This window comes from Tepidiphilus succinatimandens, assembly GCF_006503695.1.
Classification (GTDB): Bacteria; Pseudomonadota; Gammaproteobacteria; order Burkholderiales; family Rhodocyclaceae; genus Tepidiphilus; species Tepidiphilus succinatimandens.
The window spans coordinates 240,166-265,516 of the sequence record NZ_SBIK01000001.1 but is presented as its reverse complement, the minus strand read 5'-3'; the positions used below and the strand labels follow the sequence as shown (position 1 = coordinate 265,516).

At 65.4% G+C, this 25,351-nt stretch carries 30 protein-coding genes; 19 read left to right on the top strand and 11 right to left on the bottom strand.

The annotated features are described in order from the left end of the window. Positions 1-3 precede the first annotated feature (3 nt). From EPD82_RS01380 to EPD82_RS01330, 11 genes are read left to right on the top strand one after another with little or no spacing between them, the layout of a single operon-like run. Positions 4-2,247 carry a hypothetical protein gene (locus EPD82_RS01380; RefSeq protein WP_141054530.1) on the top strand — a complete coding sequence of 748 codons (2,244 nt, stop codon included), beginning with the start codon at positions 4-6 and terminating at the stop codon, positions 2,245-2,247. Between the two features lie 11 nt (positions 2,248-2,258). Continuing rightward, complete coding sequence (locus EPD82_RS01375) at positions 2,259-2,660, top strand: hypothetical protein (RefSeq protein ID WP_141054525.1); 402 nt, start codon at positions 2,259-2,261, stop codon at positions 2,658-2,660. An 11-nt stretch (positions 2,661-2,671) separates the two neighbouring features. After that, a complete protein-coding gene (locus EPD82_RS01370) occupies positions 2,672-3,826 on the top strand; it encodes a phage major tropism determinant (protein ID WP_141054522.1) in 1,155 nt (384 codons plus the stop codon). Positions 3,827-3,880: 54 nt separating this feature from the next. Continuing rightward, entirely contained in the window at positions 3,881-4,246 is a 366-nt protein-coding gene (gene avd, locus EPD82_RS01365) for a diversity-generating retroelement protein Avd (RefSeq protein WP_170210753.1), read from the top strand. Continuing rightward, complete coding sequence (locus tag EPD82_RS01360; protein WP_206202131.1) at positions 4,230-5,492, top strand: reverse transcriptase domain-containing protein; 1,263 nt, start codon at positions 4,230-4,232, stop codon at positions 5,490-5,492. Before avd ends, EPD82_RS01360 begins: the two co-directional genes overlap by 17 nt. Further along, positions 5,489-5,902 carry a hypothetical protein gene (locus EPD82_RS01355; RefSeq protein ID WP_141054516.1) on the top strand — a complete coding sequence of 138 codons (414 nt, stop codon included), beginning with the start codon at positions 5,489-5,491 and terminating at the stop codon, positions 5,900-5,902. The genes EPD82_RS01360 and EPD82_RS01355 overlap by 4 nt, the downstream gene beginning before the upstream one ends. A gap of 26 nt (positions 5,903-5,928) precedes the next feature. Continuing rightward, entirely contained in the window at positions 5,929-7,092 is a 1,164-nt protein-coding gene (locus EPD82_RS01350; RefSeq protein ID WP_141054513.1) for a phage tail sheath subtilisin-like domain-containing protein, read from the top strand. A gap of 12 nt (positions 7,093-7,104) precedes the next feature. After that, on the top strand, positions 7,105-7,611 hold the full coding sequence (locus tag EPD82_RS01345; RefSeq protein WP_141054510.1) for a phage major tail tube protein: 507 nt from the start codon (positions 7,105-7,107) through the stop codon (positions 7,609-7,611). 10 nt (positions 7,612-7,621) lie between these two features. Beyond that, entirely contained in the window at positions 7,622-7,843 is a 222-nt protein-coding gene (locus tag EPD82_RS01340; RefSeq protein WP_141054507.1) for a hypothetical protein, read from the top strand. Next, on the top strand, positions 7,844-8,089 hold the full coding sequence (locus tag EPD82_RS01335; protein ID WP_141054503.1) for a phage tail assembly protein: 246 nt from the start codon (positions 7,844-7,846) through the stop codon (positions 8,087-8,089). Positions 8,090-8,097: 8 nt separating this feature from the next. Next, positions 8,098-8,232: a GpE family phage tail protein gene (locus EPD82_RS01330; protein ID WP_141054500.1), complete on the top strand. Its 135-nt coding sequence runs from the start codon at positions 8,098-8,100 to the stop codon at positions 8,230-8,232. Here EPD82_RS01330 and EPD82_RS01325 read toward each other — a convergent pair. Next, positions 8,229-8,411 (bottom strand): hypothetical protein, encoded by a 183-nt coding sequence (locus tag EPD82_RS01325; protein ID WP_141054496.1) that lies wholly within the window; start codon positions 8,409-8,411, stop codon positions 8,229-8,231. The genes EPD82_RS01330 and EPD82_RS01325 overlap by 4 nt on opposite strands. On the opposite strand from EPD82_RS01325, the gene EPD82_RS01320 reads away from it, so the two are divergent. From EPD82_RS01320 to EPD82_RS01295, 6 genes are read left to right on the top strand one after another with little or no spacing between them, the layout of a single operon-like run. Then, positions 8,410-10,740, top strand: coding sequence for a phage tail tape measure protein (locus tag EPD82_RS01320; RefSeq protein WP_141054493.1), 2,331 nt, complete (start codon positions 8,410-8,412; stop codon positions 10,738-10,740). The two genes, EPD82_RS01325 and EPD82_RS01320, sit on opposite strands and share 2 nt — an antisense overlap. After that, a complete protein-coding gene (locus tag EPD82_RS01315) occupies positions 10,740-11,165 on the top strand; it encodes a phage tail protein (protein WP_170210752.1) in 426 nt (141 codons plus the stop codon). The genes EPD82_RS01320 and EPD82_RS01315 overlap by 1 nt, the downstream gene beginning before the upstream one ends. Next, positions 11,162-11,374: a tail protein X gene (locus EPD82_RS01310; RefSeq protein ID WP_141054490.1), complete on the top strand. Its 213-nt coding sequence runs from the start codon at positions 11,162-11,164 to the stop codon at positions 11,372-11,374. Before EPD82_RS01315 ends, EPD82_RS01310 begins: the two co-directional genes overlap by 4 nt. Then, complete coding sequence (locus EPD82_RS01305) at positions 11,374-12,426, top strand: phage late control D family protein (protein WP_141054486.1); 1,053 nt, start codon at positions 11,374-11,376, stop codon at positions 12,424-12,426. The genes EPD82_RS01310 and EPD82_RS01305 overlap by 1 nt, the downstream gene beginning before the upstream one ends. Continuing rightward, positions 12,423-12,824 carry a GPW/gp25 family protein gene (locus EPD82_RS01300; RefSeq protein ID WP_141054483.1) on the top strand — a complete coding sequence of 134 codons (402 nt, stop codon included), beginning with the start codon at positions 12,423-12,425 and terminating at the stop codon, positions 12,822-12,824. Before EPD82_RS01305 ends, EPD82_RS01300 begins: the two co-directional genes overlap by 4 nt. Continuing rightward, complete coding sequence (locus tag EPD82_RS01295) at positions 12,821-13,135, top strand: hypothetical protein (protein ID WP_141054480.1); 315 nt, start codon at positions 12,821-12,823, stop codon at positions 13,133-13,135. The genes EPD82_RS01300 and EPD82_RS01295 overlap by 4 nt, the downstream gene beginning before the upstream one ends. A gap of 30 nt (positions 13,136-13,165) precedes the next feature. On the opposite strand, the gene EPD82_RS01290 is transcribed toward EPD82_RS01295, so the two are convergent. The 10 genes from EPD82_RS01290 to EPD82_RS01245 form a co-directional block, all read right to left on the bottom strand. Further along, entirely contained in the window at positions 13,166-15,484 is a 2,319-nt protein-coding gene (locus tag EPD82_RS01290; RefSeq protein WP_206202130.1) for a DEAD/DEAH box helicase, read from the bottom strand. Beyond that, the gene (locus EPD82_RS01285; RefSeq protein ID WP_055422493.1) at positions 15,481-15,699 is read right to left on the bottom strand and encodes a hypothetical protein; all 219 of its coding nucleotides are present in this window, start codon (positions 15,697-15,699) and stop codon (positions 15,481-15,483) included. Before EPD82_RS01285 ends, EPD82_RS01290 begins: the two co-directional genes overlap by 4 nt. Then, positions 15,696-16,217: an ATPase gene (locus EPD82_RS01280; RefSeq protein WP_141054476.1), complete on the bottom strand. Its 522-nt coding sequence runs from the start codon at positions 16,215-16,217 to the stop codon at positions 15,696-15,698. The genes EPD82_RS01285 and EPD82_RS01280 overlap by 4 nt, the downstream gene beginning before the upstream one ends. Before the next feature lie 3 nt (positions 16,218-16,220). Beyond that, on the bottom strand, positions 16,221-17,828 hold the full coding sequence (locus EPD82_RS01275; protein ID WP_141054473.1) for a site-specific DNA-methyltransferase: 1,608 nt from the start codon (positions 17,826-17,828) through the stop codon (positions 16,221-16,223). Between the two features lie 6 nt (positions 17,829-17,834). Beyond that, positions 17,835-18,176 carry a type II toxin-antitoxin system RelE/ParE family toxin gene (locus EPD82_RS01270; protein ID WP_141054470.1) on the bottom strand — a complete coding sequence of 114 codons (342 nt, stop codon included), beginning with the start codon at positions 18,174-18,176 and terminating at the stop codon, positions 17,835-17,837. Next, positions 18,176-18,445, bottom strand: a complete 270-nt coding sequence (locus tag EPD82_RS01265; RefSeq protein WP_141054465.1) for a type II toxin-antitoxin system ParD family antitoxin — start codon at positions 18,443-18,445, stop codon at positions 18,176-18,178. Before EPD82_RS01265 ends, EPD82_RS01270 begins: the two co-directional genes overlap by 1 nt. Before the next feature lie 150 nt (positions 18,446-18,595). Further along, positions 18,596-19,441: a glutathione-dependent disulfide-bond oxidoreductase gene (gene yghU / locus EPD82_RS01260; protein WP_141054461.1), complete on the bottom strand. Its 846-nt coding sequence runs from the start codon at positions 19,439-19,441 to the stop codon at positions 18,596-18,598. Positions 19,442-19,467: 26 nt separating this feature from the next. Further along, entirely contained in the window at positions 19,468-20,163 is a 696-nt protein-coding gene (locus tag EPD82_RS01255; RefSeq protein WP_055422498.1) for a LutC/YkgG family protein, read from the bottom strand. Then, entirely contained in the window at positions 20,160-21,566 is a 1,407-nt protein-coding gene (locus EPD82_RS01250) for a LutB/LldF family L-lactate oxidation iron-sulfur protein (protein WP_141054458.1), read from the bottom strand. Before EPD82_RS01250 ends, EPD82_RS01255 begins: the two co-directional genes overlap by 4 nt. A 12-nt stretch (positions 21,567-21,578) precedes the next feature. Next, entirely contained in the window at positions 21,579-22,343 is a 765-nt protein-coding gene (locus tag EPD82_RS01245) for a (Fe-S)-binding protein (RefSeq protein ID WP_141054455.1), read from the bottom strand. Positions 22,344-22,501: 158 nt separating this feature from the next. Between EPD82_RS01245 and EPD82_RS01240 the strand changes: the two genes are divergently transcribed. Together EPD82_RS01240 and mutM are read left to right on the top strand one after the other, a co-directional pair. After that, positions 22,502-24,508 carry a YgiQ family radical SAM protein gene (locus tag EPD82_RS01240; protein WP_141054840.1) on the top strand — a complete coding sequence of 669 codons (2,007 nt, stop codon included), beginning with the start codon at positions 22,502-22,504 and terminating at the stop codon, positions 24,506-24,508. Continuing rightward, positions 24,501-25,322, top strand: a complete 822-nt coding sequence (gene mutM, locus EPD82_RS01235) for a bifunctional DNA-formamidopyrimidine glycosylase/DNA-(apurinic or apyrimidinic site) lyase (protein ID WP_141054452.1) — start codon at positions 24,501-24,503, stop codon at positions 25,320-25,322. The genes EPD82_RS01240 and mutM overlap by 8 nt, the downstream gene beginning before the upstream one ends. The last annotated feature ends 29 nt before the right edge of the window (positions 25,323-25,351 follow it).

The following is a 25,351-nucleotide window of genomic DNA, read 5'->3' as shown; positions in this document are numbered from 1 at the left end:
TACATGGAAAAACAAGTCCTCTACCGCGACCGCCAGGAGCTGCAGGCCGCCGACCTCAACAACACCCAATCCTGGGCGGATGAGGCACAGCGCCACCTGGTGTCGGACGCGATCACGCCCGAGCGGCAGTTCGTCGGCCTCACGGTCACCGCGCGCAGCGCCACCGAGATCGAGGTCGCGCCCGGCCGCCTGTACGACGGCCCGTCGGGCAAGGTCTACGCCATCGAGAGCGCGCAGGTGCATTCGGTGTTCGCCATGCTGCCGCTGCAGGATCAGAAGTGGTTGGCGGTCTCGGCGTTCGGGCAGGAGGAAGATACCGACATCCAGCCGCGGGATTTCCTGATCGATCTGCAGACGCGCGAGGTGGAGCCCGAGGCGGTGGCCATGCAGCGCCGCCGCGTGGCGGTGGTGCACATCGCCCAGGGACTGGAAAGCCCAACGCCAGAGCGTCCCGAGCCCCCTACCGGCTACACGCTGCTCGCGCACGTTCGCCTGAGCGCGACTGGCGTTCAGGAGGTGGTGCTGGCCACCAGCCGCAAACTACCAAACCTGTTCGCGGTTGATCAGCGCCTGCGCGCCGCCGAGGGGTGGATCACCAGCGCCGAGCCGCGCATCGCGCACATCATGAGCGACATCGCCGGGCTGGCATCGGACCTCTCTACCCGCGCGAGCCTGGAGCACGTCGCCCAGCTCGGCATCGATATGGCCAAGCTCAAGGAGCGCATGGAAATCCCCGACGACTATGTGTTCTATGGCGCAGACCACTATCTGGATGCGCGCGAGAGTGATACGGCACACCCGGCCTATAGCGCCGAGGCGTTCGAGGGCATTCGCCCGCCAGTGGTGGCCAGCCAGACGGGCGCACTGGCGCTGCTCAATCCCATGGACCCGGAGTCCCGCGTCTCTGCTGCAGGGCTGCTACTGCCGGCATTCGATGAAATCACCCGCCTGCGCATGGAGACCCGCGCGGGCGAGATCACGATCAATCAATATCAGTACCAAACCTTCACCATCGTGCAGCGCACCATCAGCCGCGAGCGCGTGCGCTATGGCGAGACGCTGACCTACTGCACCAACAGCAACTTCTGGCGATCTGGCGTGTACGACCCCGTCACCGGAATTCTGCGCCGTGGCAACGAGACGTGGCAGGTGGTGCCGGAAGACCGCGCCGCCGCACTCGGGCACGCCTTCGTGCGCGTGACCCGCGTGTGGATCGACCGATGGGAAGAGCCGTACTGGGATGTGGTGACCGACACGCACACCGTGCAGGGCTCGGTGCTGGCGCAGACGGTACTGATGGCGCAAACCGGATGGCTCACCAGTCTCGAGGTATTCGTGACCAGCGCCGATCCCTCTGGCGGGCTGACGGTGCTGGTGACCGAGGCCGCGCTGGGGCAACCCGACGTCACCAAGGTGCTGGCGCGCGCCACGCTCGCGCCCGGCGCCGTCACGGCCGGGTGGCTCAAGATCTTGCTGCCGGACCCGCTGCTGGTCGAGGCGGGCAAACGATACGCCATCGTGCTGGCCAGCGGCGCGGCCCACCGGGTAGGATTTACCAACGGCACCGAATACACCCAAGGGCTGCTCATGTACGCCCAGGACGGCGCATATTTCACGGCGGCCGCCGAGCGTGACCTGATGCTGCGGTTGAATTTTGCGCGGTTTTCCAGCCCGCGCGCCGTGGTACAGATGCAGCCGTTGCAGCTGGCCGGTGGCATTCAGGAGCTGGACATGCTCTACGACTCGGCGGTCCCCGCCGGGTGCAGCCTGGTATGGGAATACCAGACCGGAGGCCTGTGGCGTCCGGTTACCGTGAATAACCCGCCGCAGTTTGGCGGGGCCGCGCTGGTGCCGCTGCGCGCGGTGTTCATCGGCACCAGCGACCTGATGCCGGCCATTCGCCCGGGGACGGCCCAGGTGACCGTGCGCCGGCGAGGCACGGCGTTCACGCACGTGAGCACGCCGCGCACGCTGGCCACGGCCTCCAGCAACATCCGCGTTCGCCTGCTGCTGGAGGATTTCGACCCGTCGGCAAATCACACGGTCTCGTGTCAGCTTATCATCGGCGCCAACACCATCAACCCGTCCAACACGCGCGACGAGATCGTCGATGGCCGCAGCCGCTGGCGCGAGTTCCGGTTCAGTCCGGGCACGCCCGCCACGTCCTACCGCATCCGCATCGACGGCACGGGGGTGACGGGGCAGTACCCGTGGCACGTGGCCGAGCGCTACGATCTGGCCCTGTGAGGTAAACGACCATGCCGACCAGGTTCGAGGCGTACCGCATGCGCGACGGCGTTACGCCGCTCGCCGAGGACTATTTCAACCCGATACTGTCCGACATCGACGCGCGCATCGCGGCGCTGGAAGATCGGCGCGCCGATCTGGAGAGCGCTATCGCCTCGCTGCAGGGGTTTGGGCTCGAGCGTATCGACGCCGTGATGCAATCGCCGCTCGCGCAGCTCAACGCGGCGATTGCCGATGCGCTGGCCCTGCGCGATGCGCTGCAAGCTGCCGTTGGCAACGTGTTCGATCTCGCCACCAAAACGCAACTTCAAGCCGCAGAGCAGCGCGCATCAGACCAAACAGAGGCAATCGCCGCGCTGTCTGCAGCCGTCATCGCCATGCAGCGCTTGCTGCTGGGTACCCACTACCTGTAACGGAGCCTCAGATGAGTATTGAAACCGCCATCGCCGACCTGGTCACGGAGACCCACGCGCTAACGAACGAGGTCAGCGGAAAGATGGCGCAGATCGAACAGAGTGTCAACCAAACGATCAGTGCGCTGGAACCGGTCAGGCTATACCGCAAGATCACGAGAGCCGATCCGTCATCCCCGTGCCTGCTCAAAACAAGCGCCACCACATTGGCGATCGCAGCCGGCACGACCGTGCAGCTGCCAGGTGGCCCGGTAACGTTCGCGGCGCAAACTCCCGTCGCCATTCAAACCCTGATTCCCGGAGAGGATTACTGCGTGTGGGTGATGCCTGACGGAACCGCGGTCGCCACACCCGACCCCGCGCCATCTCCCGCGTCCCCGCCGGCGTCGGGCGCAATCAAGATCGGCGGATTCCACTATGGTCTGGTGCTACCGGGAACCACCGTCGCCGCCGGCACATTTGCCACCAGCGGACCCGGCATGATATGGACGCAGAACGACGTGGACGCCATTGCAGGCATCAATGCATATTCGATCTGGGATTTGACGTGGCGTCCGCTGTGCGACCCGCGCGGCATGGCGTGCGTCAAGGACGCGAAAGGAAGGCCGCTGTTCTGGTTCGACCTCTACTTCTGCTCGACAAACCATATCCTCAACGGCACCAGCCGATACAACACCAACGTCGCCAGCGGCACGGTGTTGCCGCTCATCCCGCTGATGTTTGGCGGCAACGGATCGACCTCCTACAGCGCGCTGTCGTGGTACGAGGCCGCCGAGATTGCATTCAGCCATCGCAAACGCCTGATGAGCTACCAGGAATTCGCGGCGGCGGCCTTCGGGGTGACCGAAAACCAATCCCTTGGTGGAGCCTCGTCGACCATCCCCGCCACGGCGCGACAACCGGGCTACACCTCGCGGTGGGGCGGCGAACAGATGACCGGCCACCACTGGACATGGGGGAGCGTTGCGCACGGTAGCGGCGGATCTGGCTGGGTGAGCGGACCAAACCGCGGCCAGTCATATGGCACACCATACGGAGCTCTTTTCGGCGGCGTCCGCAACGACGCGGCCTCGTCCGGGTCCCGCTGTTCCTACTGGTACTACGCGGCGTGGAACTCGGACTGGCCCATTGGCCTGCGCGCCGCCTGTGACCACCTGAACCTGTAGCGGGAGCGGAAGCGACCGCGACCGCAAAAACAAGGCGCAAGGGATTGAATGAATATGACTGTCATCGCTGATCATGCCCCAGGGCCCGTACTGGCCATCGTCGAGCGGTACGAGGGCGCGGTCAATTATCTGTACCCGCTGTTGCTCAACATGAGCCACAAGCACCGGGTACTGCGTGATGCGATGCTCACGGCCTTGTTTGAGCAGTACAGGCTTTTTTACGATGCAGCGAAGAGCAGTCAGGTGTCGCGCGCGTATGTCGCCGACGCCGGCCTTGCGCACATCAAAGGACTTTTGCGATTTATGGCGGACCCGGCTCGCAAGCTGGTGTCCCGTCGCCAGTACGAGGTGGCGTCCGTCCATCTCGCCGAGACTGGAGCCATGCTGGGAGGATGGATTCGCCATGCGCAAAAGCGGTAGGGGTGTGATTAAACTTTTCGGCGGCGACCGCAACAACGCGGCCTCGTCCGGGTCCCGCTGTTCCAACTGGAACAACGCGGCGTGGAACTCGAACTGGAACATTGGCCTGCGCGCCGCCTGTGACGATCAGCAACACCCACGCCGCGGCTGCCACGGCGTCCGCGGCGGACCTTCACATGATGGTCAGCACACTCCTGCCGGCTTCGGCAAACACACTACGAGGTCCGGAGAACGGCGAGTAGGTCACCGACCGAAAGCCGCGCCGGCTATTCCCATGGGAAAAAGACACAAAAACGTTTTTGATGCAGTGGTCAGTCGCGACAATTTGTGGCGCGCGTACCGCAAGGCTGCGCAGGGCAAGCGCGACACCGTTGGCTATCTGCGATTCCGCCAAAACGAGGCGGCCAACATAGCTCGACTCGAAGAAATGCTGCAGGCGGGCAGCTACGTGCCGGGCGAGCCTCGCCGATTCATGATTCACGAGCCAAAACCGCGCCAGATCAGCGCGATGCCGTTCGTGGATCGCGTCGTCCAGCACGCGCTGTGCAACGTCATCGAGCCAATTTTCGATCGCGTGTTCCTGCCGCAAAGCTACGCCTGCCGCCGTGGCAAGGGGACGCATCTGGCAGCCATTGCCGTGCAGGCCATGCTGCGCAAGACCCCCAACGCATGGGTGCTCAAAACCGATTTTTCCAGGTACTTCGCCAGCATCGACCGGTCTGTTTTGCATCAGGAGATTCGCCGAAAGATCGCCTGCCGGCGCACGCTCGACCTGATAGAGACATTCATCCCGGCCGACGGCAAGGGGGTTCCTATCGGCAACCTGACCAGCCAGCTTGCCGCGAACATTTACGGCCATATTCTCGACCGATGGCTGGTGCACCGTATTGGTATTACCTCGTTCGCCAGGTACATGGACGACGTGGTGGTCATCGGCCATAGCGCCGAGGCCATGCGCCTGCTGCACGTCCTCATGGGGAGTTTTGCCGCATCCACGATGGGTCTGAGATTCTCGCACTGGTCGGTGCAACCGGCCAGCATGGGTGCAAATTTCTGCGGGTACCGCATTTGGCCGACCCACAAGCTGTTGCGCCGCCGATCCGTAGCAATGGCAAAGCGCAAGATTGCTCGTTACCGAAAGTACGGCGATGCCGAATCGCTCGAAAAATTCCTCGCGTCGTGGCGCGGTCACGCGCGATGGGCCAATACCTACAACCTGCTCAACCGAATGGGAGTAACAGCATGACCCTGTACGCGTACAACCCAGCCACCGCCGAACTGATCCGTACCGACCGCGTGGCAGACTGGATGGGAACCACCAACGTGCCGCCGCCGGATTTCGACCCTGCCACGTCCGGCTGTTTCTGGCGCGGTGATCGGTGGGAAGTGGTGCAGGCTGCACCGCCTGCGCCGAAGGTTCCGGAGGCCGTGACCATGCGGCAAGCGCGGCTTGCCTTGCTGCAGGCCAGTCTGCTCGATCAGATCGACGCGGCCATCGCGTCCCTGGCCGGGGACGAAGGCAAAGCCGCTCGCATCGAGTGGGATTACGCCAACGAAGTGCGCCGGGATTCATCGCTCATCGCGATGTTTTCGGCCAAGATCGGCTTGTCCGACGAGCAGATGGACAAACTGTTCATTACGGCGGCTGGTCTGTAACGGTCGCATCATCCAAGGAGAATGACATGCCCACAAACTTTCACCACGGCGTCGAGGTCGTCGAGATCGACGACGGCATCCGCCCCATTCAGACCGCTCGCTCGAGCGTCATCGGGTTGATCGGCACCGCGCCAGACGCTACCGCCAGCGCATTCCCGCTCAACGTGCCCGTGCTCCTGATCACGCCGCGTAGCGCGGCCGGGCTGGGCACCGCTGGCACGCTGCCGTCTGCAGTGCGATCGATCCACGCGCAGGGGTACGCGCCACTCATCGTCCTCATCCGCGTCGATGATGTGGCCGATGACCCCAATACCACGCCAGACGAGCGGCTGGCAGCGATCATTGGGGGGATGGATACCACGACCGGCGAGCGCACGGGCATCGCGGCGCTGGAGACGGCGCGATCTGTGCTGGGGGTGACGCCGCGCATCCTGCTCGCGCCGGGGTTTTCGCAACACAAACTGGTCGCCGATGCGCTCATCGCGCAGGCCGAAAAACTGCGCGCCGCGGCGCTACTCGACGGACCAAACGAAACCACGCCGGACGCCATCGCCTACCGCGCACAGTTCGACAGCTCGCGCGCCTACCTCATCGATCCGTGGGCGGTGTCCGACGGCGCGGTGGTGCCGGCATCGCCCCATGTCGCCGGGCTGATCGCCAAGATCGACAACGAGCGCGGTTTTTGGTGGTCTCCTTCCAACAACCCGCTTCTTGGCATCGAGCGCCCTGCGCGCCCCATCGACTTCGGCCTTGGCCGCGCAGATTCAGAATCAAACCTGCTCAACGAGCACGGCGTGGCCACGCTGATCACCGAGCAGGGCATCCGCCTATGGGGCAACCGCACCTGCTCGAGCGATCCTAAATGGTCGTTCCTCTCGGTTCGTCGCACGGCGGACATGATCCACGAGTCGCTGTTGCAGGCGCACCTGTGGGCAGTGGATCGCGCCATCGGCAAGGCCTACGTGCGCGACGTGCAGGAATCCGTCAACGCCTACCTGCGACACCTGAAGAGCCTAGGGGCCATCCTCGGCGGCCGCTGCTGGCTCGACGAGGAGCTCAACACCCCGGCCAACATCGCAGCGGGCCGGGTGTATTTCGATTTCGACTTCACCCCGCCCGCTCCGGCTGAGCGCGTGACGTTCCGCTCTCACTTGGTGGCCGATTATGCCGCCGAAATCTTCACCGCCTGATAGGAGGCAGACATGGCCATTCAGCACATTCTCTCCAACCTCTCTGCATTCGTGGCCGGCAAAGGGTATCTCGGCCGCGTGGCCGAGTTCAGCCCGCCAAAGCTCGCCCCCGTCGTGCGCGAGTACAAGGCTGGCGGCATGGGCGCCGAGGTGTCCATCCCGATGGGCGCCGTCGAAAAGCTCGAGGCGAGTTTCACTCTCACCGGCTACGACCCGGACCTGCTCGTACAGTTTTCCGTGGTCCCGGGCAATCTGGTGCAACTGCGATTCACCGGGGCCATGGTGGATTACGACGGCACCACGCGCCCGATCGAGATCACGCTGCGCGCGGTGCTGTCGTTCGAGCCGGACGCATGGAAACCGGGCGAAGCCAGTGACCTGAAAGCCTCGGCGATGATCCACTACTACAAATTGGACATCGATGGCCGCACGCTGCACGAGATCGACCCCGTGAACATGGTCGCCGTCATCAACGGTCAGGATCAACTCCAGGCCATGCGTGCGGCGCTGGGGGTGTGATGTGGATACCGTGACCGTAACCGTAACCGTACTGGTCGGCGGATGGTGGCTGCCACGGCGCGCACTCATCACGGGCGAGACGCTCACGCTCGACGCGGACACTGCCCAGGCGCTGGCGCGCCGCGGCATCGTGCGGCTGTCTGATGCCACGCCGCCGGACGCCGACGACAACGCCATCGTCGCATCGAATGCGGGCAAACCATCCCGCAAACGCCCATCGAAGGAGGTTTGAATGATGATCGAAATCACCCTGCGCGAACCCGTGACCCTCAACGGCGCCTCCATTGGCGTGCTGCGCCTGCGCCGTCCCAAGGTGCGCGACCTCGAGGCCATCGACAAAGTGCCCGGCGAGACTGCCAAGACCGTCGCGCTGATCGCCAACCTCGCCGAATGGACGCCGGATCAGGTGCGCGAGCTCGACGCCGCAGATTTCGCTGCCGCGTCCAAAGCGGTGGCCGAAATGCTGGGAAACGACTGATCGCGCCCATGGACGGCCTTGAGCTGCTGGCGCTGGCCTACCACTGGCCGCCGGAGGTGGGCCGCGCGATGGATCTCGACGAGTTCATGGACTGGGTGCGGCGCGCCGAGCGGGCGATCAAGTCGCGCGGCGCAACAGCCTAGGCAAGCAGGAGCGCAACGATGAGCAGTAGAGCCCACCAGCCCAACATCGTGCCGATGGGCGAGATTCCACGCTCCCCCTGCGCCAGGCTGATCAGCATGGGCGGCGCAAACAGCAGCCCCACCAGAGTCCAGCCCGCCCACGCGTGATCGTTGGCATACGAAAGGATTGATTCGAGCATGTCCGCCACCCTGTCGATTGCCGCGATATTAACGCTCAAAGACCAGCTTAGCGCACCGCTGCGCGCGGCGCAAAGCGGGGTGGCGGCGCTGGCGGCGCGCATGAAAGAGGCGCATGGCGCAGCCCAAAAGGTGAGTGTGGCGCTGCGCGGCGTAGCTGACGCCGCGCGCCACGTGGCAACGCTCTCGGCGCAGGCCGCCGCGGCCGGGCAGCTGGCGACCGGGTTTGGCCTCGAAAGCTACGCCCGCAACGCTCTGGATGTGGAACATCGGCTCGCCGCGCTGGGCAACACAGCGAACATGTCCAACGGCGAACTCAATGAGATGTACGATCGGATCAAACAAGCCGCGCGGGCAACCAACCAATTCACGTCCGATCTGCTCGCCGCCAACGAGCAGCTCATCGCCGCCGGCCTCGAGTGGCGCAAGGCGCTGGACATCACACCGATAATCGGCGAGGTTGCCACAGCATCACAGGCCGCAGTTGGAGACCTAGCCAAAACAGGTTACTCGATTCATACCTCCATGCTCGTGCCGCTTGATCAAATGCGTACAGCATTCGAGCGCCTTATTGTGGCAGGCCAGTCTGGGCAATTCGAGCTCAAGGACATGGCGCGCGAATTCGATAAGTTGGGCGTAAGCATGGGGGTGCTAAAGTTTACTGGGCTTGAGAATGTCTCACGCCTTGGGGCGGCGCTGCAGATCGCCCGCCGCGGCGCGGGCGACGCAGCGGAAGCGGCGAACAACCTGCAAAATTTCCTCGTCAAGCTGGCCGCCCCCGAGGTGCAGAAGAACTTCGCCAAGTTTGGCATCGACCTGCCGCGCCTGCTCAAAACCGCGCGCGAGCGCGGGCTCGATCCGTTCCTGGTCACGCTCAAGGCCGTCCAAAAGGCCACCGGCGGGGACGAATTCAAGCTCGGCGAGCTCTTCGGCGACATGCAGGTCCAGAATTTCATCAAGCCGCTGTTGCTCTACACCGACGATTACAAAAAGCTCGTCGCCGAGATTGACAGCGCCAACGGCGTGATCGAGGGAAATTTCACGCGCATGATGGGCACCACGGCCGAGCGCTGGAAACAATTCCGCATCCAGCTCGAAACGACCCCCATGCCGTGGCTCGACGCGCTGATCGACCGGCTCTCGTCGATGGTGCAGTGGATGAACCAGAACGAGGAGCTTGCCGGTCGGCTCGCCACCGGCCTGGTGGCGCTTGGCGCAGCGGCGGCCGTGTTCGGCGCGCTCTCGGTTACGCTCTCCGGGGTGTCGGCGGTGGTGGGTGGCATCGGCACGCTCATCGCCGTGTTGGGAAGGCTGCGGCTGGCCTTCGCTGCCACCACCGCCGCCAAGGTGGCATTTGAAATCGCCAACTCCGGCGCGCCATTGCGGGCGCTGGCATTCCACGCCGGCGCGGCAGCGACGGCCATCGGGGGCACACTCAAAACCGCGCTGCTTGCTGCCGGACGCGCCATCCTCTGGCTTGGGCGCGCGCTACTGATGAACCCCATCGGCCTGGCGATCACTGCCATCGCCGGTGCGGCCTATCTCATTTGGCGCAACTGGGATACGGTCAAGGCGGCTCTGGCCGCCACGTGGCAATGGCTCCAATCCGCCGGCCAGACCGTGGCCGATGCCCTGAAGTGGGCGTTTTTGAACATGACGCCCGTCGGTCAGGTGATTCAGCATTGGGACGAGATCAAGGCGGGCGCCATGGCCGTGGTCGAGTGGATGAGCGCAATCCCATCACAGATCATGCAGATTGGGCGAGATCTGATAGATGGGTTTATCAACGGCATCCGCGAACGCTGGCAAGCGCTCAAAGACGGCATATCAAGCATTGCCAGCGGGATCGCCGACACGGTACGCGGCATGCTGGGCATCAACTCACCAAGCCGCGTGTTTGCAGAGATCGGCGGACACCTCATGGATGGACTATCTCAGGGCATCGAGCGCACTGCAGGGCTGCCGCTGGCCGCCATGCGCAGCGTAGCGACCGGGCTTGCGGTGCCGATCGCTGCTGGCGGCCTGATGTTGGGCGAAAATTCCGCATTCTCCGTTCCGCAGCCTGTGATGACGCAGCCGATCGTGCAGATGCCGCAGCCTGTGATGACGCAGCCGATCGTGCAGATGCCGCAGCCTGCGCAAGCTTCGTCGCCAACCGCTGCACCTGCGGCCATTCAGGTCACGGTCAACCTCAACGGCCCGGCTACCCCAGAGGCTGCCAACGACATCGCCGCCGCCGTGCGCCGCGAGGTCGAGCGCGCGCTGGCCGAATCTGCGCGGCGCGATGCGCTGGCCCGCCGCGCTTCCATGATTGACGGAGGGCTTGCCTGATGGACGTGCTCATGACCCTGGGCGACGGGCAGGCGCAGTTCCGCTTTGCCATCGACACCGCCGCCTACCAAAGCCTGCAACGCCGCACCGAGTGGCGCTGGCCCGCGCAGGATCGCCTGTGGAACGACCCGGCGCGCCAGTTCACCGGCAAGGGCAACGACGAGATCACACTGGAAGGCGTGATCTTGCCAGCCTTTCGCGGTGGCATCGGTCAGATCAAGGCCATGCGAGACCTCTCCGACGCCGCCTTGCGCGACGGCAGCGGTGCGCGTCCGCTGCTGCTTGTCACCGGCTACGGCGACGTGCTGGGCGAGTGGGTCATCACCGGTATCGAGGAAGAGCAGCCCACAATAGGCCCATCTGGCGCGCCGCTGGAGCAGCGATTCCGGCTAACTCTGGCCGCCTATGCGAGGGACGCCGCATGAGCACAACGTACATTACCACGCGCGATGGAGAGCGCCTAGACCTCATCTGCTACCGCTACTACGGCACGCTGGGCAACCGTGTAGTCGAGCGTGTGCTGGATGCCAACCCAGGCCTGGCTGCCCGTGATCCGGCCAGGCTGCCCGCACGTACCGAGATCATCATGCCGCCGCTGCCCGCACGCAGCGCGCCAGGGACAAGGATTTTCTGATGAGGCCGGTGTTCTACCTGTTCGATGCCAACGGTAGTGACCTCACCGGCACGCTCATCGACCGCACCACGCGCATCACCGTCACCGACGCCGAGGGCGTCTCAAGTGACACGCTGGAAGTCGAGCTCGACGACCGTGGCCAGTTCGTGCAGCTGCCAGCCATCGGCGACCGCCTACGGCTCATGATGGGCTACCTGGAGCGCACGCCGATTCCAGTGATCGGTGATTTCGTCGTCGACGAAGTGCGGCTGTCCGGCCCGCCGCTGTCCATCAGTTTTACCGCCAAAGGCGCGGACATGACGCGATCACTCAAGGCCCCGATCATCGACGACGCCGACGACGACACTCTGGCCGATCTGGCACGGCGCATCGCACAGCGCCATGGCTACGAGGTGCAAATCCACCCTGACGCCGAGCGCATCCCGCTGGGGCACATCGACCAGCAGACCGAATCCGACATGGCGCTGCTCACGCGCATCGGCCGCGACCGCGACTGGGTGACCAGGCTGGATGGCAACCGCCTGATCCTGCGACCGCACGCCGGAAATCTCCCTCCGGCGCGTGAGGCATCCGAGTGGCAGCCGGCCATTCACCGCATCGACGCGCGCAGAATTACCCGCTACGACTACACCACCAACGCCCGCAGCCGCTACGGCAAGGTGCGCTCCTGGTACTACGACCATGACACCGGGCGGCGCGTCCCCGTTGAGGTGGATGACGGAGAGCAACTGGACGCCCCCACGCTCGACCTGAGGCACGATGCCCGCGACGAGCAATCGGCGCTCGATCTGGCCACCGCCCGCCTTCGACAGCTGCGCCGAGCATCCGGCAGCCTGACGCTGGAGATGCCAGGCGACACGCGCTTGCTGGCGGGCCATCATGTGCTGGTTACCGGGCTATCCGAACCTGTCGCCGGGCAATGGGTCATCGAGCGCGCCGAGCATACGCTGGACGCCAGCGGCCTCAAAACTCGTATTGAATGCGTGCCGCCGTCGGCAGGCGGGCGCGCCAGCACAGACCTCACTGACAGCATCCTTGAGGAGATCGAATGACCGACGCCACCCTCATCGACATTCTGCCGCGCCGCGCGCCGAATCTCGCCAGTCTCAAGCGCTGGCGCGGTCTGGGACGCAACGGCGCCAGCGCGATCGATGGTATCGACCATCTGCGCCAGTCAATTATCGACATCCTCACCACCTACCCCGGAGAGCGCATCATGCGCCCGGAGTACGGCAGCCGCATCCGCGACCTCATCGACCGCCCGGTCAACGCCCAGTGGCTTGCCGATCTATATTTCAACGTCGCGCAGGCCATCACCCGCTGGGAACCGCGCGTGCGCGTGCTGCGCGTCGCAGCCGCCATGCCGTCGTCTGGCCACGTCACGCTCGATCTGACGCTGCGCCTCGGATCTGAAGATCCGCAGACGCTGAGCATCGAGGTATCCCCATGAAACGTATCGCGCTCCACCTGCGCCGCATGACGCTCCTCATCGCCCTGTGGCTGCTCTGCCAAATTGCCCACATCGTGGCCAGCCTGTGGATGCTCGCCGCCTCCATCATCAGCCCGCACGGACGCCGCGCATGGCGTCTCGCCATCGCCTACGACCAGCTCGCCAACACGGCATTTGGCGGAAACGAAGACGAAACCATCAGCAGCCGCGCCGGCCGCGCGCGGCGCAAAGGACGGCGCTGGGCATGCCTCCTATGCCGCCTGCTCGACGCGCTCGACCCAGATCACTGCGAGCGGTCAATAGGCGTCTGATGTAGCAAACAATTCGCTAAAAGTCGCAAACTAATTGCGCAAAGTGTCGCAAACTAATTGCGCGCTTACAGCCAGGGCGTGAAACTCGAAGACGTATTGGTCGCTCACTGCCACGCGCGAGGCCGCATCGTCACCGAATAAGGTCTGCTGGTACGCCTTGCCGACAGCCTGTTTGCGCAGTTCCCGAATACGCGCTTCGATCAGATTGCGGATCAGGAACTTCTGCAGGTTGACGCGCGCCAGCGTGAAGCCGTCCCGGCGCAGCAAGGCCGTGAGCCACGCGGCGACGAACGCCTGCTTGTTCTCATGGGTCAGCGACGGTTCGGGCAGGTTGCGGCACAACCAGGTGGCGAGGCGTACTTCGTCCCAGTGTTCGGGTGGATACACGAGACCCAAGTCGCGCTGCAATTCGGGCAGGAAACGCGACACCACGTGACCACCCGCGTCGACGTCGATTTCGCCGCCCTCGGCCACCTTGAGCGCCGCACCCAAGGCTGCGAGTTCGCCGGCCGTCGGTTCGGCGTCGTAGAGCGAGAGGTTCCACGGATATTCGAGCACTTCCGGATCGTCGAAGAGCTGCAACTTGCCCTGCACGCGCAAGGCCAGCTGCGGCACGCGAAAGCGCTCACCCTGTTCGGCCGGTGTCTGAAAAAACTCGATCGCCGTCGTGCGGCTCTTTTCGGCAGCTTCCTCAATGGCCGCGGCTGCCGTTGCGGAAGTGACCGATGCCTTGAGCGCTTCGGTTTCATCTTCCGAGAGCGGCGCGTGCAGGGTCAGGGTGTTGAGCGCACTGTCCCAGCTCAGTTTGTCGCGCACCGGTTTCGGCACGCTTTTGAGGTCGGGCTTTTCCGGCAGCGTCACCGCCACCGGCCGCACCACCACACGCCCGGCGTGAGCTTCCAGGTCGAGACGCGCCTGCTCCGGCAAAGCCGCAGCCACGAATTCGGCCACCTCGCGCCGCTCGAAGCCGGCCCCGGCCACCAGCCGGTCGCGCAGCGCGGCCGCTGTTTCGGCAAAGTTGCGCGACACCACGAATGCGTAGGATTGATTGAGGCGCTGGTCGGCAAAGTGGCGCGCGTTCGGCTGGCGCAGGATGCGCCCCAGCAGCTGTTCCACCGCCGTGGCCGATTTCAGCTCGGCCATGCTCACCAGAATGTAGGCAAACGGGCAATCCCAACCCTCGGCGAGCGCCTTCTGGGTGATGACGAATTTCACCGGACAGGCGGGGTCGGCAATCCCTTTGGGGTACGAGGCGTCGATGCTTTCCAACCCCTTTTCCTCACCCGTGGCCACGACGATCTCCTCGGGCGGAATGCCGTGGTTGGTGATCAGCTCGTTTTTTACGCGCGCCACATCGAGCGTTTCCACCCCGGCGCGGCGAGCTTCGGCCTGAATCAGCACCACCGGGCGCAGGTAGGGCGCGCCAGCGCGGCGGGCTTCCTCCGCCAGCCGGTGCAGCGTCTCGCGCCGGGTGAGCGCATCGGCGAGGCACTGCCGCCAGTTGGGCTCGGTTTCCAGCACCACCGGCAGCTTGATCATCTCCTCCGCCTTCAACTCGGCGGCCGAGACGCTGTGCAGCACGTTGCTCGGCGTGCGCGTGAGATCGGGCGTGGCGGTGAGCTCCATCACGCCGCTCGGGCGAAAGCGCGCCAGCATGTCGAAGGCGAGCTCCGTGCGGCTGTTGTGCGCCTCGTCCACGATCACGAACGGCCGGCGCAGGCGCAGCACGTTGGCGAGCGAATAGGGCACGGTGCGCTCGCTGCCCTCGCCCTCGGAGAGCAGGGCATCGCGCTGGCTGGGCACAAGATTGTCGAAGTGGTGCATCAGCGCGCCGCTTGACTGATACACCTTGCGGCATTCCTCGTCCTCCACCTGAAAGGCTTGGCGCGTGGCGACGATCACCGTGGTGGACGTGTCCAGCGTGGCGCGCGTCACGCTCTTGGCTTCTTCCAGATCGAGCACCGTCACCGGCCCCGCCTCGCGCAGCGCGGCGTGATAGGGATGCGCACGATCCTTCAGCGCCTTGAGGGTCTGCTCGCGGATGGGTTTGCTCGGCACCAGCCACAGAATCACGCTGTACTGGGAGCGCAAGAGATGGGTATTGACGAGTTGCACGCTTTTCGCCGCGAGCCAGGTCTTGCCGCCGCCGGTCGGCACGCGCAGGCAGAAATACGGCATGTCGGCCGGAAAGCCCACGAGCGCATGGTACGGATTACCGCGCCCCCACAGGCGTTCGGTGGTGGCGGTGAAGGCGAGCGAAGGCGAAGGCAGCTCATGGCACGCCGTGAAGTAGGCCTGCACGCTGTCCAGCACCTGCTGCTGGTAGGTTTTGGGGGTGAAGGGGGTCATGGCTTTCCCGTGTCTGGCGCGTGCAGTGTCTGCTGCAGCTGCGGCGGTTCGAGCTCTTGGGGCCGTACCGCCTCGATCGCGCCGGCACGGCGGATGATGATGGCCGTACCGGTCCGCGCTGCGATTTCCCAGGCACGTAGGGCGGCGCGTTGCATGGCCTGACGTGATAGGCGCAAGTCCTCATCCTGCGCGGTTTCGATCGGTCGTGGATTCATGGCTTCTCGCTCCAGTCCAGCAATACCGGCGTGGCGCCGGCGTTGTCATACAGCGCCCAAGCGCCCACCAGCGGGGCGTACAGGCGCTCGAAATTTTCCCGGCCGGCCGCAAAGCGGCGGCGGATCGTCGTCTCGGGAATGGCGTGTCCGCCTTGACGGACGCGCTGCGCGACACGGGCTATGGCTTCCTCGGGGCTGTCGAGCTGCAGAAAAATCAGCTTGACCCGGTAGCCAGCCGCCTGCCAGTCGCGGATGTGGTGTACGTAGCCGCGCCCGGCGAGCGTGGTCTCGAACGCGAAACTCTCGCGAGCCGCGAAGTGCCGCGCGAGTTCCTGCAACATCAGGCGGCCGGCCTGTACGGCCGCCGTCTCGGGCGCAAAGGGCGCGAGTCCGGCGGCGATCAGGTCGGCGTTCACAAACACCGGGCAGCCGGCCTCGTTGGGCAAGAATTCGCGCGCAAACGTGGTTTTGCCCGCGCCGTTTGGCCCGGCAATGATGATGACCTTGCGCGCCTGCATGGCTCACATCTCCAGCGCGTAGGGCGTTTGCTTGAAGATGATGCCCTCGCGCGCCAGCCGTGCGTTGCCCAGGCGGCAGGCGGCGGCGTAGATCACCTTGGGGCCGGCAAACGGCGGCAGCGCGTCGAACACTGCGCCGGTGAGCACGTTGCCGCCGGCCACGGACTTGTCTTTCAAGATGCCGTTGTAGAGCAGATAGATGGCGCGGCCTTCGTGCACGCCCAGCAGCGGCGAATCGGCCATGCCGGTAAAGCCGGTGCCGGTTTCGGCAAACCAGACGAACTCGGCCAGTTGCGCGAAGGTCACATCGCGGCGGATTTGCCCGTCGGCATCGAACAGAGGCTCGGCCGACAGGCGGCAGAACTGGAATCCGCCGCCCAACCCTGCCACCGCCTGCCCCTTGGCATTGGTGTAGCCCTGCGCCACCCGGCGCACGCGCTCGGCGGTGACGTTTTGCGCGATGCCCGGGTCCATCTCGACAAGGATGAAACGGCGCTTGCCGCCGTCCTCGGCGTTTTGTTTCAGGACCGCGTGGGCGGTGGTGCCGGAGCCGGCGAAACTGTCGAGGACGAGTGAACCCTTGTCGGTGGCGATTTGCAGGATGCGCTGAATTAGGCGGGTGGGTTTGGGGGTAATGAACACGTCGTCGCTGGAGGCGAAATCGACCAGTTCGAGCAATTCTTTCTTGGCTTCCTGTGTGTGGCCTACGTCTTTGTAATACCAAATACTCATGGGAACAACGCCTTGAGTGACCTCTGAAAGAAAAATTTTAGGCGCTGGTATATTGTTCCCATCTATCCCCCACCAAATTCGCCCATCGGCATCTAATTCTTTGAACTTTTCTTCAGAAATACGCCAGTACGATCCTTTTGGAGGGCCAGAAATGACTCTTCCTGATGGACAAGTAATGGAATATGTTCCTTTGCTATAAAAATTTCGAGCAGCAAGATTATTTGGGCGCCATGGACCACGAGGATCATTATCAGGATTTTTGTACATTTTATTCTGTTTTTCAGAGCGAGGAATCAGGTTTCGAGTCCAACGATCTGAATTCATAGCATATACGACTATGTAGTCATGTGATTCTGAAAAATGACGAGATGAGGCTTTGGGGGCATAGTTTTTTTCCCAAATTATTGTTTCGATGAAGTTTCTTTTCCCGAACACCTCATCCATCAACAACCGCAGCGTCGCCACCTCGTTGTCGTCGATCGACACGAAAATCGCCCCATCCTCGCGCAGGAACTGCCTCAAGAGCACCAGCCGCGGGTACATCATGCACAGCCAGCGGTCGTGGCGGTCGAGGGTCTCGCCTTCCTTGCCGACCACCTCGCCCAGCCACTTGCGAATCTCCGGGCTGTTGACGTTGTCGTTGTACACCCAGCCCTCGTTGCCGGTGTTGTAGGGCGGGTCGATGTAGATGCATTTCACCTGGCCGGCGTAGCGCGGCAGCAGCGCCTTCAAGGCGTGCAGGTTGTCGCCCTGCACGATCAGGTTGCCCGAATCGGCCGGGCCGCAGGAGAGATCGGCGACCGGCTCGAGCAGGCGAAAAGGAACTTCCCGGTGGTGTTTGACGACGGCTTCTTTGCCGATCCAGTTCAATGTTGGCATGGGCGCTCATTTCGTGGAGGGGGGAAACCCGGCAGGCGTCGCGTTTCCGTTGAAATTTTTTTCGGCGAACTGCGCGTCGACGTCCATGGCCCCGTGCAGCACCCGCACGATCCGCACGAGACCAGGCTCTTCAAAAAACAGCACGAGGTAGTTGCCATAGGGGCATGAGCGCAGGCCCGGGCCGAGCTCTGGCCGGGGACGATAGGCTTTTGGCGCCTTCGCGATCTTGCGGCACTGGGCGCGCAATTCGCGCACGAAGCTCAGCGCCCGTCGGGGATTGTCCCGGGCGATGTAGTCACCGATGGCTTCGAGATCCGTCTCGGCCTGCGGCAGGAAGATAAGCCGCATCAGGTTCTTTCGGTCGCTTCAGCCATGGCGAGATACTTCGCCTCCAGTCGATCGAACACCTCGTCCGCCGGGATATCCGGTCCGCTGGCCAGCCCCACCGCAACGGCTTCGCGCAGGGCCTGCAGCTTGGCCGCTCGTTCGGCTTCGTACTCTTCGAGTAGGCGCAGTCCGGCGCGCACCACTTCGCTGGCGTTGTTGAAACGGCCCGACTCCACCAGCTGGCGGATGAAGGCCTCGAAATGGGGGCTGAGTGCCACACTGGTCGGCATTGCGGTGTCTCTTGATGACTAACAACAGTTATTAAAGTCGGGCTCCTGCCCCTTGTCAAGGGCCGGCCCAGCCTTGGCACAGCGCCCACTTCTGAACAGACAGGCTTCTGATGGTTGGGCCGCCTTTGTCTCGTCGTTTGCCGCAAGAGCTTAGGACGCAAGGAAATCTTCCGGTCCGTGCCGCTCGGGCAGGCGCAGCGATTCCGGTCCGCGGATGCGGTTGACGCGGCGGCCGCGCTGGACGGCGGGGCGTTCGGCGAGTTCGTTGGCCCAGCGCACCACGTTCTTGTAGCTGTGGACCTGCAGGAACTCGGCGGCGTCGTAGAGGTTTTCCAGGATGAGGCCGCCGTACCAGGGCCAGATGGCCATGTCGGCGATGGTGTATTCGTCGCCGATCATGAAGCGGCGTTGGGCGAGGTTGCGGTCGAGCACGTCGAGCTGGCGCTTGACTTCCATGGCGAAGCGGTCGATGGGGTATTGCAGCTTGATGGGCGCGTAGGCGTAGAAGTGCCCGAAGCCTCCGCCCAGGTAGGGGGCGGAACCCACTTGCCAGAAGAGCCAGGAGAGGCACTCGGCCCGCGGAGCACCCGAGGCGGGGAGGAATTGGCCGAATTTTTCCGCCAGATAGACCAGGATGGCGCCGGATTCGAACACCCGCGTCGGGGGATTGGTGCTGCGGTCGAGCAGGGCCGGAATCTTGGAGTTGGGGTTGATGGCGACGAACCCGGTCGAGAATTGCTCGCCTTTCATGATGTCGATGGGCCAGGCGTCGTATTCGGCATCGGCGTGGCCGGCTTCGAGCAGCTCTTCGAAGAGGATGGTGACTTTTTGGCCGTTGGGCGTGCCGAGCGAGTAGAGCTGGTGGGGGTGCTTGCCCACGGGCAGCTCGGCTTCGTGCGTGGGCCCGGCCACGGGGCGGTTGATGCTGGCGAATCGCCCGCCGCTGGGTTGTTCCCATTGCCAGACGCGCGGCGGGGTGTAGGGTTGGTCGGTCATGGGGGGGCTCCTCGTCAAAGGGTGTTTCAACGATTTTCTTGGAAAATCACCACATGCACCCGCCTTGGTCCATGCGCGCCGAGCTGGATCGTCTGTTCGACGTCGCCCGTGCGGGAGGGGCCGGCGACGAAGTTGATGGTGCGCGGCAGCCGTTCGCGCCAGTCGCCGCCAGCGGGAGCGAGGTGGTGGCGCAGGCGCTGCCAGAGGTCTTCGAAGTGGCGCACGATGGTGGCAGCGTCGAGCAGGATGAAGTGGTTGTCGGGCACGAAGAGGTGGGTGACAGGGCTCTCGGGGCCGGAGAGGAAGGCGAGGGTTCCGACTTCGGCGATGCCGGCGAAGGCGAGGCTCACGGCGCTCTGGGTGTCGATGCCGGCGGGGCCAGGGTCGAGGTGCCAGTCGGCGGGCCAGGGGAGTTCGAGCAGGGGCCGGGCGGCGTGGGTGGGGGCGGGAAGGCCATGTTCGCGGCACCATGCGACGAGGTGCTCGACCGCGGCGGCTTTCGTGGGCACGAGGGCGCTGGTGCCGCCGCGGGCTTCCCAGCGCTTGCGCCAGCGTTCGACCAGGTCTTCTTCGGGCACGGCAAGGCGCGGGTGCGCCGGCGGCATGGGGAATTCGGGGGCGGGCGGGGCGGCGTCGCGGCCGAGGTTGCGGCGAATGGCGCCGAGCACGGTGTCGCGGCGTCGGGCGGCGAGGGCGGGGTCGAGGGGGGCGGATTCGCTCATTCGTCGTGGCCTTTGGCGTGCCAGAGTTCGAGGAAGGTGCGCCCGGCGGGGGCGGGGAGGTCGCGCGCGTCCGTCCAGCCGGAGAGCCCCGGCAGGCGGCGGATGCGTCCTTTGTGGCCTAGGGTGGCGAGGAGCCGCACGGCGAGGCGCTCGAGCCCGTGGTAGAGGGCGGGGCGTTCGGCGACGCGCCGCCACAGGGCCTTGACGCGCTGCTCGGCCGGGGGGTGCAGGCCGTCGCGCTGCTGGGCGTGGCGCACTTCGCGGATGAGATCGGGCAGGGGGATCTTGACCGGGCAGACTTCGCCGCAGCGGCCGTTGAGGGTGCAGGCGTTGGGGAGGTCGTAGGCGGTGTCGAGTCCCACGAAGAGGGGGGTGAGGACCGAGCCCATGGGGCCGGGGTAGACCCAGCCGTAGGCATGCCCGCCGATGGCGCCGTACACGGGGCAGTGGTTCATGCAGGCGCCGCAGCGGATGCAGCGAAGCATCTCGCGCCAAGGGCCGCCAAGCATGCGGCTGCGGCCGTTGTCGACGAGCACGACGTGGTATTCCTGCGGACCGTCGGGATCGCCGGCGCGGCGCGGGCCCATGGAATAGGTGGTGTAGGTTTCGCTGTCCTGGCCGGTGGCGCTGCGCGCGAGCAGGCGCAGGAAGAGGGTGGCGTCTTCGAGCGCGGGGACGACTTTCTCGATGCCGGCGGTGACGATGTGCACGCGGGCGAGCGTCTGGGTGAGGTCGCCATTGCCTTCGTTGGTGACGATGACCGAGGCGCCGGTTTCGGCGATGAGGAAATTCGCGCCGGTGATGCCCACGTCGGCACGGAAGAAGGCGCGCCGCAGCTGCTGGCGCGCTTCGGTGACGAGGCCCGAGACCGTGGGCTCGGGGGTGGTGCCGTGGTGCTCGGCGAAGAGTTCGGCGACCTGTTCCTTGGTCTTGTGCACGGCCGGGGCGATGATGTGCGAGGGGGGTTCCTTGGCCAGCTGCACGATGTATTCGCCGAGGTCGGTCTCGATCACTTCGAGCCCGTCGGCGGCGAGCGCTTCGTTGAGCCCGATTTCTTCGGAGACCATGGATTTGCCCTTGGCCACGGTCTTGGCACCGGCGCGCCGGCACAGGGCGAGCACGATGGCGCGGGCTTCTTCGGCGTCGCGCGCCCAGTGGACTTGACCGCCCACGGCGCGTACGCGCGCTTCGTAGCGTTCGAGCCAGAGGTCGAGCTCGGAGAGGATCTCGTCCTTGCGCACGCGGGCGGCTTCGCGCAGGGCTTCGAACTCGGGGACTTCGGCGATGGCCTTGGCGCGCTTGCCGATGAACCCGTCGGCGGCTTTGGCGAGCGCGCGCTGCAGGTTGGGGTCGTGCAGCGCGAAGGTGGCGCGGGGGATGAACTCGCGGGTGCGGATCTGCATGGGGCGCTCCGTTCAGGATTGGCCGATGCCGGGGCCGTCGGCCAGGCCGGCGAGCACTTCGACCGTGTGATAGACGCGCACCGGGGCGCAGATGCGGGAAAGCCGCCCGGCGAGGTGCAGCAGACAGCCGAGGTCGCCCCCGAGCACGACCTCGGCGCGGGTGGCGAGCAGCCGCTGCACCTTGTTTTCAGCGAGGCGCTCGGAGAGGGCGGGATACTTGACGCTGAAAGTGCCGCCGAAGCCGCAGCAGACTTCGCGTTCTTCGGCTTCGACGAGTCTTAGCCCTTCGACGCGGGCAAGCAATGCCCGGGGCGCCTCGTGGATGCCGAGCTGGCGCAGCCCCGAGCAGCTGTCGTGGTAGGTGACACGATGGGGGAATCGGCTGCGGATGTGCTCGGGGCCGACTCGTTCGTGGAGAAACGTGAGGAGTTCCCAGGATTTGTCGGCGAGCGCCTGGGCACGGCCAGCCCAGAGGGGGTCGTCGCGCAGCAGGCGGGGGTAGTCGTGCTTGAGGGTGGCCAGGCATGAGCCGGAGGGGGCCACGAGGGCATCGAAGGCTTCGAACTGGGCGATGGTGCGGCGGGCGAGCGCGCGGGCGGCGTCTTCGTCGCCGCCGTTGTAGGCGGGCTGACCGCAGCAGGTCTGCTCGCGCGGAACTTCGACGCGCCAGCCGGCGTCTTCGAGGAGCCGCGCCGCGGCAAAGCCGATGTTGGGCCGCATCGCGTTCATGAGGCAGGTGGCGAACAGGCCGACGGTGCCGGTGCGATCGGGGGGCATGGGATTCGCTCCAGAAGCGTTCTTTGCGTAGGATAATGAGAATCGATGAGCCCGGCAAGGCGGGCGAAGGGCGAGAGACGATGCAGCAGACGGAAGACAGGGGGGAGGATACGATCATCGCGCCGGCGAGCGGCCGGGCGCCGGTGCCGTTCTTCCCGATGACGCGCGCGGAAATGGCACGGCTGGGGTGGGAGGCGTGCGACGTGATCCTGGTGACGGGGGACGCGTACATCGACCATCCGAGTTTCGGCATGGCGCTGCTCGCGCGTTTCCTGGAAGCGCACGGCTATCGCGTGGGCATCCTCAGCCAGCCGGATTGGCACAGCGCCGAGCCGTTCAAGGCCTTGGGGCGCCCGCGGCTGTATTTCGGCATCACCGCCGGCAACATGGATTCCATGGTCAACCGCTATACCTCCGAGCGGCGCATCCGTTCGGACGACGCTTATACGCCGGGCGGAGTGGCGGGCAAGCGCCCGGACCGGGCGGTGATCGTCTATGCGCAGCGGGTGCGCGAGGCCTTTCCTGGCGTGCCGGTGGTGCTGGGGGGAATCGAGGCGAGCCTGCGGCGGCTGGCGCACTACGATTACTGGTCGGAGAAAGTGCGCCGCTCGGTGCTGCTCGACGCGAAGGCCGATATTTTGCTCTACGGCAACGCGGAGCGGGCTCTGCTCGCGCTCACGCGCCGGCTGGATGCGGGCGAGCCCATCGGTTCGATCCGCGATCTGCGCGGCACGGTGTTCGCGGTGCCGCCGGGCTGGAAACCGCAGGCGGACTGGCGTGAGATCGACGCAAGCGAGATCGAGGCGCCCGGACGTCCCATGCCTCCGCCCGATCCCTACGCCGTGCGTCCCATGCCCTCCGCGCCGCAGCCCGCCGAGGGTCGAGAGCCCGTGGGCGCCAAGCGCGACCGCAGCCGCGAGGTGGTGCGCCTGCCTTCGTTCGAGGCGGTGCGCGACGATCCCCTGCACTATGCGCATGCCTCGCGCGTGATGCATCTGGAATCGAACCCGGGCAACGCCCGCGCCCTGGTGCAGCGCCACGGCGAAGGGCCGGGGGCGCGCGAGGTGTGGGTCAATCCGCCGCCGCTGCCGCTGTCTACCGCCGAGATGGATTTCATCTACGGCTTGCCTTACGCGCGTCGTCCCCATCCGAGCTATGGGCAGGCGCACATTCCGGCCTGGGAGATGATCAAGTTCTCGGTGAGCATCATGCGCGGCTGTTTCGGCGGCTGCACGTTCTGCTCCATCACCGAGCACGAGGGGCGCATCATCCAGAGCCGTTCGGAAGACTCCATCCTGCGCGAGATCGAGGCGATCCGCGACCGCACGCCGGGCTTTGCCGGGCACGTGACCGACCTGGGCGGACCGACGGCGAACATGTACCGGATGCGCTGCAAGGATCCGGCGATCGAGCGCCATTGCCGGCGCCTGTCCTGCGTCTATCCCGGCATTTGCCCGAACCTGGATACCGACCATGCGCCGCTCATCCGGCTCTATCGCCGTGCGCGGCAGGTGCCGGGGGTGAAGCGCATTACCATCGGTTCGGGCGTGCGCTACGATCTGGCGGTGCGCTCGCCCGAGTATGTGCGCGAGCTCGTCACCCATCACGTGAGCGGGCGGCTGAAGATCGCGCCGGAGCACACCGAGCCGGGGCCGCTCTCCAAGATGATGAAACCGGGGGTGGAGACCTTCGAGCAGTTCCGCGCCCTCTTCGAGCGCTTCTCGCGCGAGGCGGGCAAGAACCAGCAGCTGATCCCGTACTTCATCGCCGCGCATCCGGGCACCACGGATGAGGACATGGTGGCGCTGGCGCTGTGGCTGAAGAAGAACGGCTTTCGCCCCGACCAGGTGCAGACCTTTCTGCCCACGCCGATGGCGCTCGCCACGGCGATGTATCACAGCAGGCGCAATCCGCTGCGACCGCTCGCGCGCGGCGAGACGGTGGAAGTGGTGCGCGAGGGGCGGCGCCGGCGGCTGCACAAGGCGCTGCTGCGCTGGCACGATCCGGCCAACTGGCCGCTCATCCGAGAGGCGCTGCTGAAGATGGGGCGGCGCGATCTCATCGGCAACCGGCCGGATCAGCTGGTGCCGTGGCAGGATGCGCCCGTTGGGAAGGTGAAGGAGGAGAGGCCGCGGCGTCGGTTTCGCGGAGGAAAGGATGCCTGAACTGCCCGAAGTGGAGGCGGTGCGCCGCGGCTTGGAGGATCGCCTCGTCGGGAAAAGTCTGACGGAAGTGCGGGTGCGCGAGCCGCGCCTGCGCCGGCCGGTGCCGCCCCTTTCGCCTTGGGTGGGGCGGCGGTTGCTGCGGGTGGAGCGGCGGGGGAAGTATCTGCTGTGGCGCTTCGACGAAGGCGCCTTGCTCGTGCATCTGGGGATGAGCGGCCATTTCGCGTTCGCAGCGCCGGAGGTGCCGCCGGGGCGGCACGATCACGTGGATTTCCTCTTCGAAGAGAATCTGCTGCGTTATACCGACCCGCGGCGTTTCGGCCTCATCCTGCCGCTGGATGCGGCCGCCGAGCGGGCGCTGGAGGTGCGCCTGGGGCTGGAGCCGTGGGATGCGCGGCTCACGCCGGCCTTGGCGCGCGAACGGGTGCAGGAGCGGCGGCGGGCGATCAAGGAGGTGCTGCTCGCGGGCGACGTGGTGGTGGGCGCCGGCAACATCTATGCCTGCGAGGCGCTCTTTCATGCCGGTATCCATCCGGACCGGCCAGCGGGTACGCTCGGCGAAGAGGATTGGGCGCGGCTGCTCGCAGCGCTGCGGGCGGTGTTCGAGGCGGCGATCGCCGCCGGCGGCACGACCCTGCGCGATCACCGCACGGTGGAAGGAAAGGGGGGTGAATACCGCGACCGGCTCGCGGTGTATGGACGCGAAGGCGAACCCTGTCCGCGTTGCGCTGCGCCGGTGCGGCGGGTGCTCCAAGGGGGGCGAAGCACGTTCTTTTGCCCGGTTTGCCAATCTCCGGGGCGAACGGCATGGTAAGCTTATGCGATGTTCCCATGCGCGGGGAT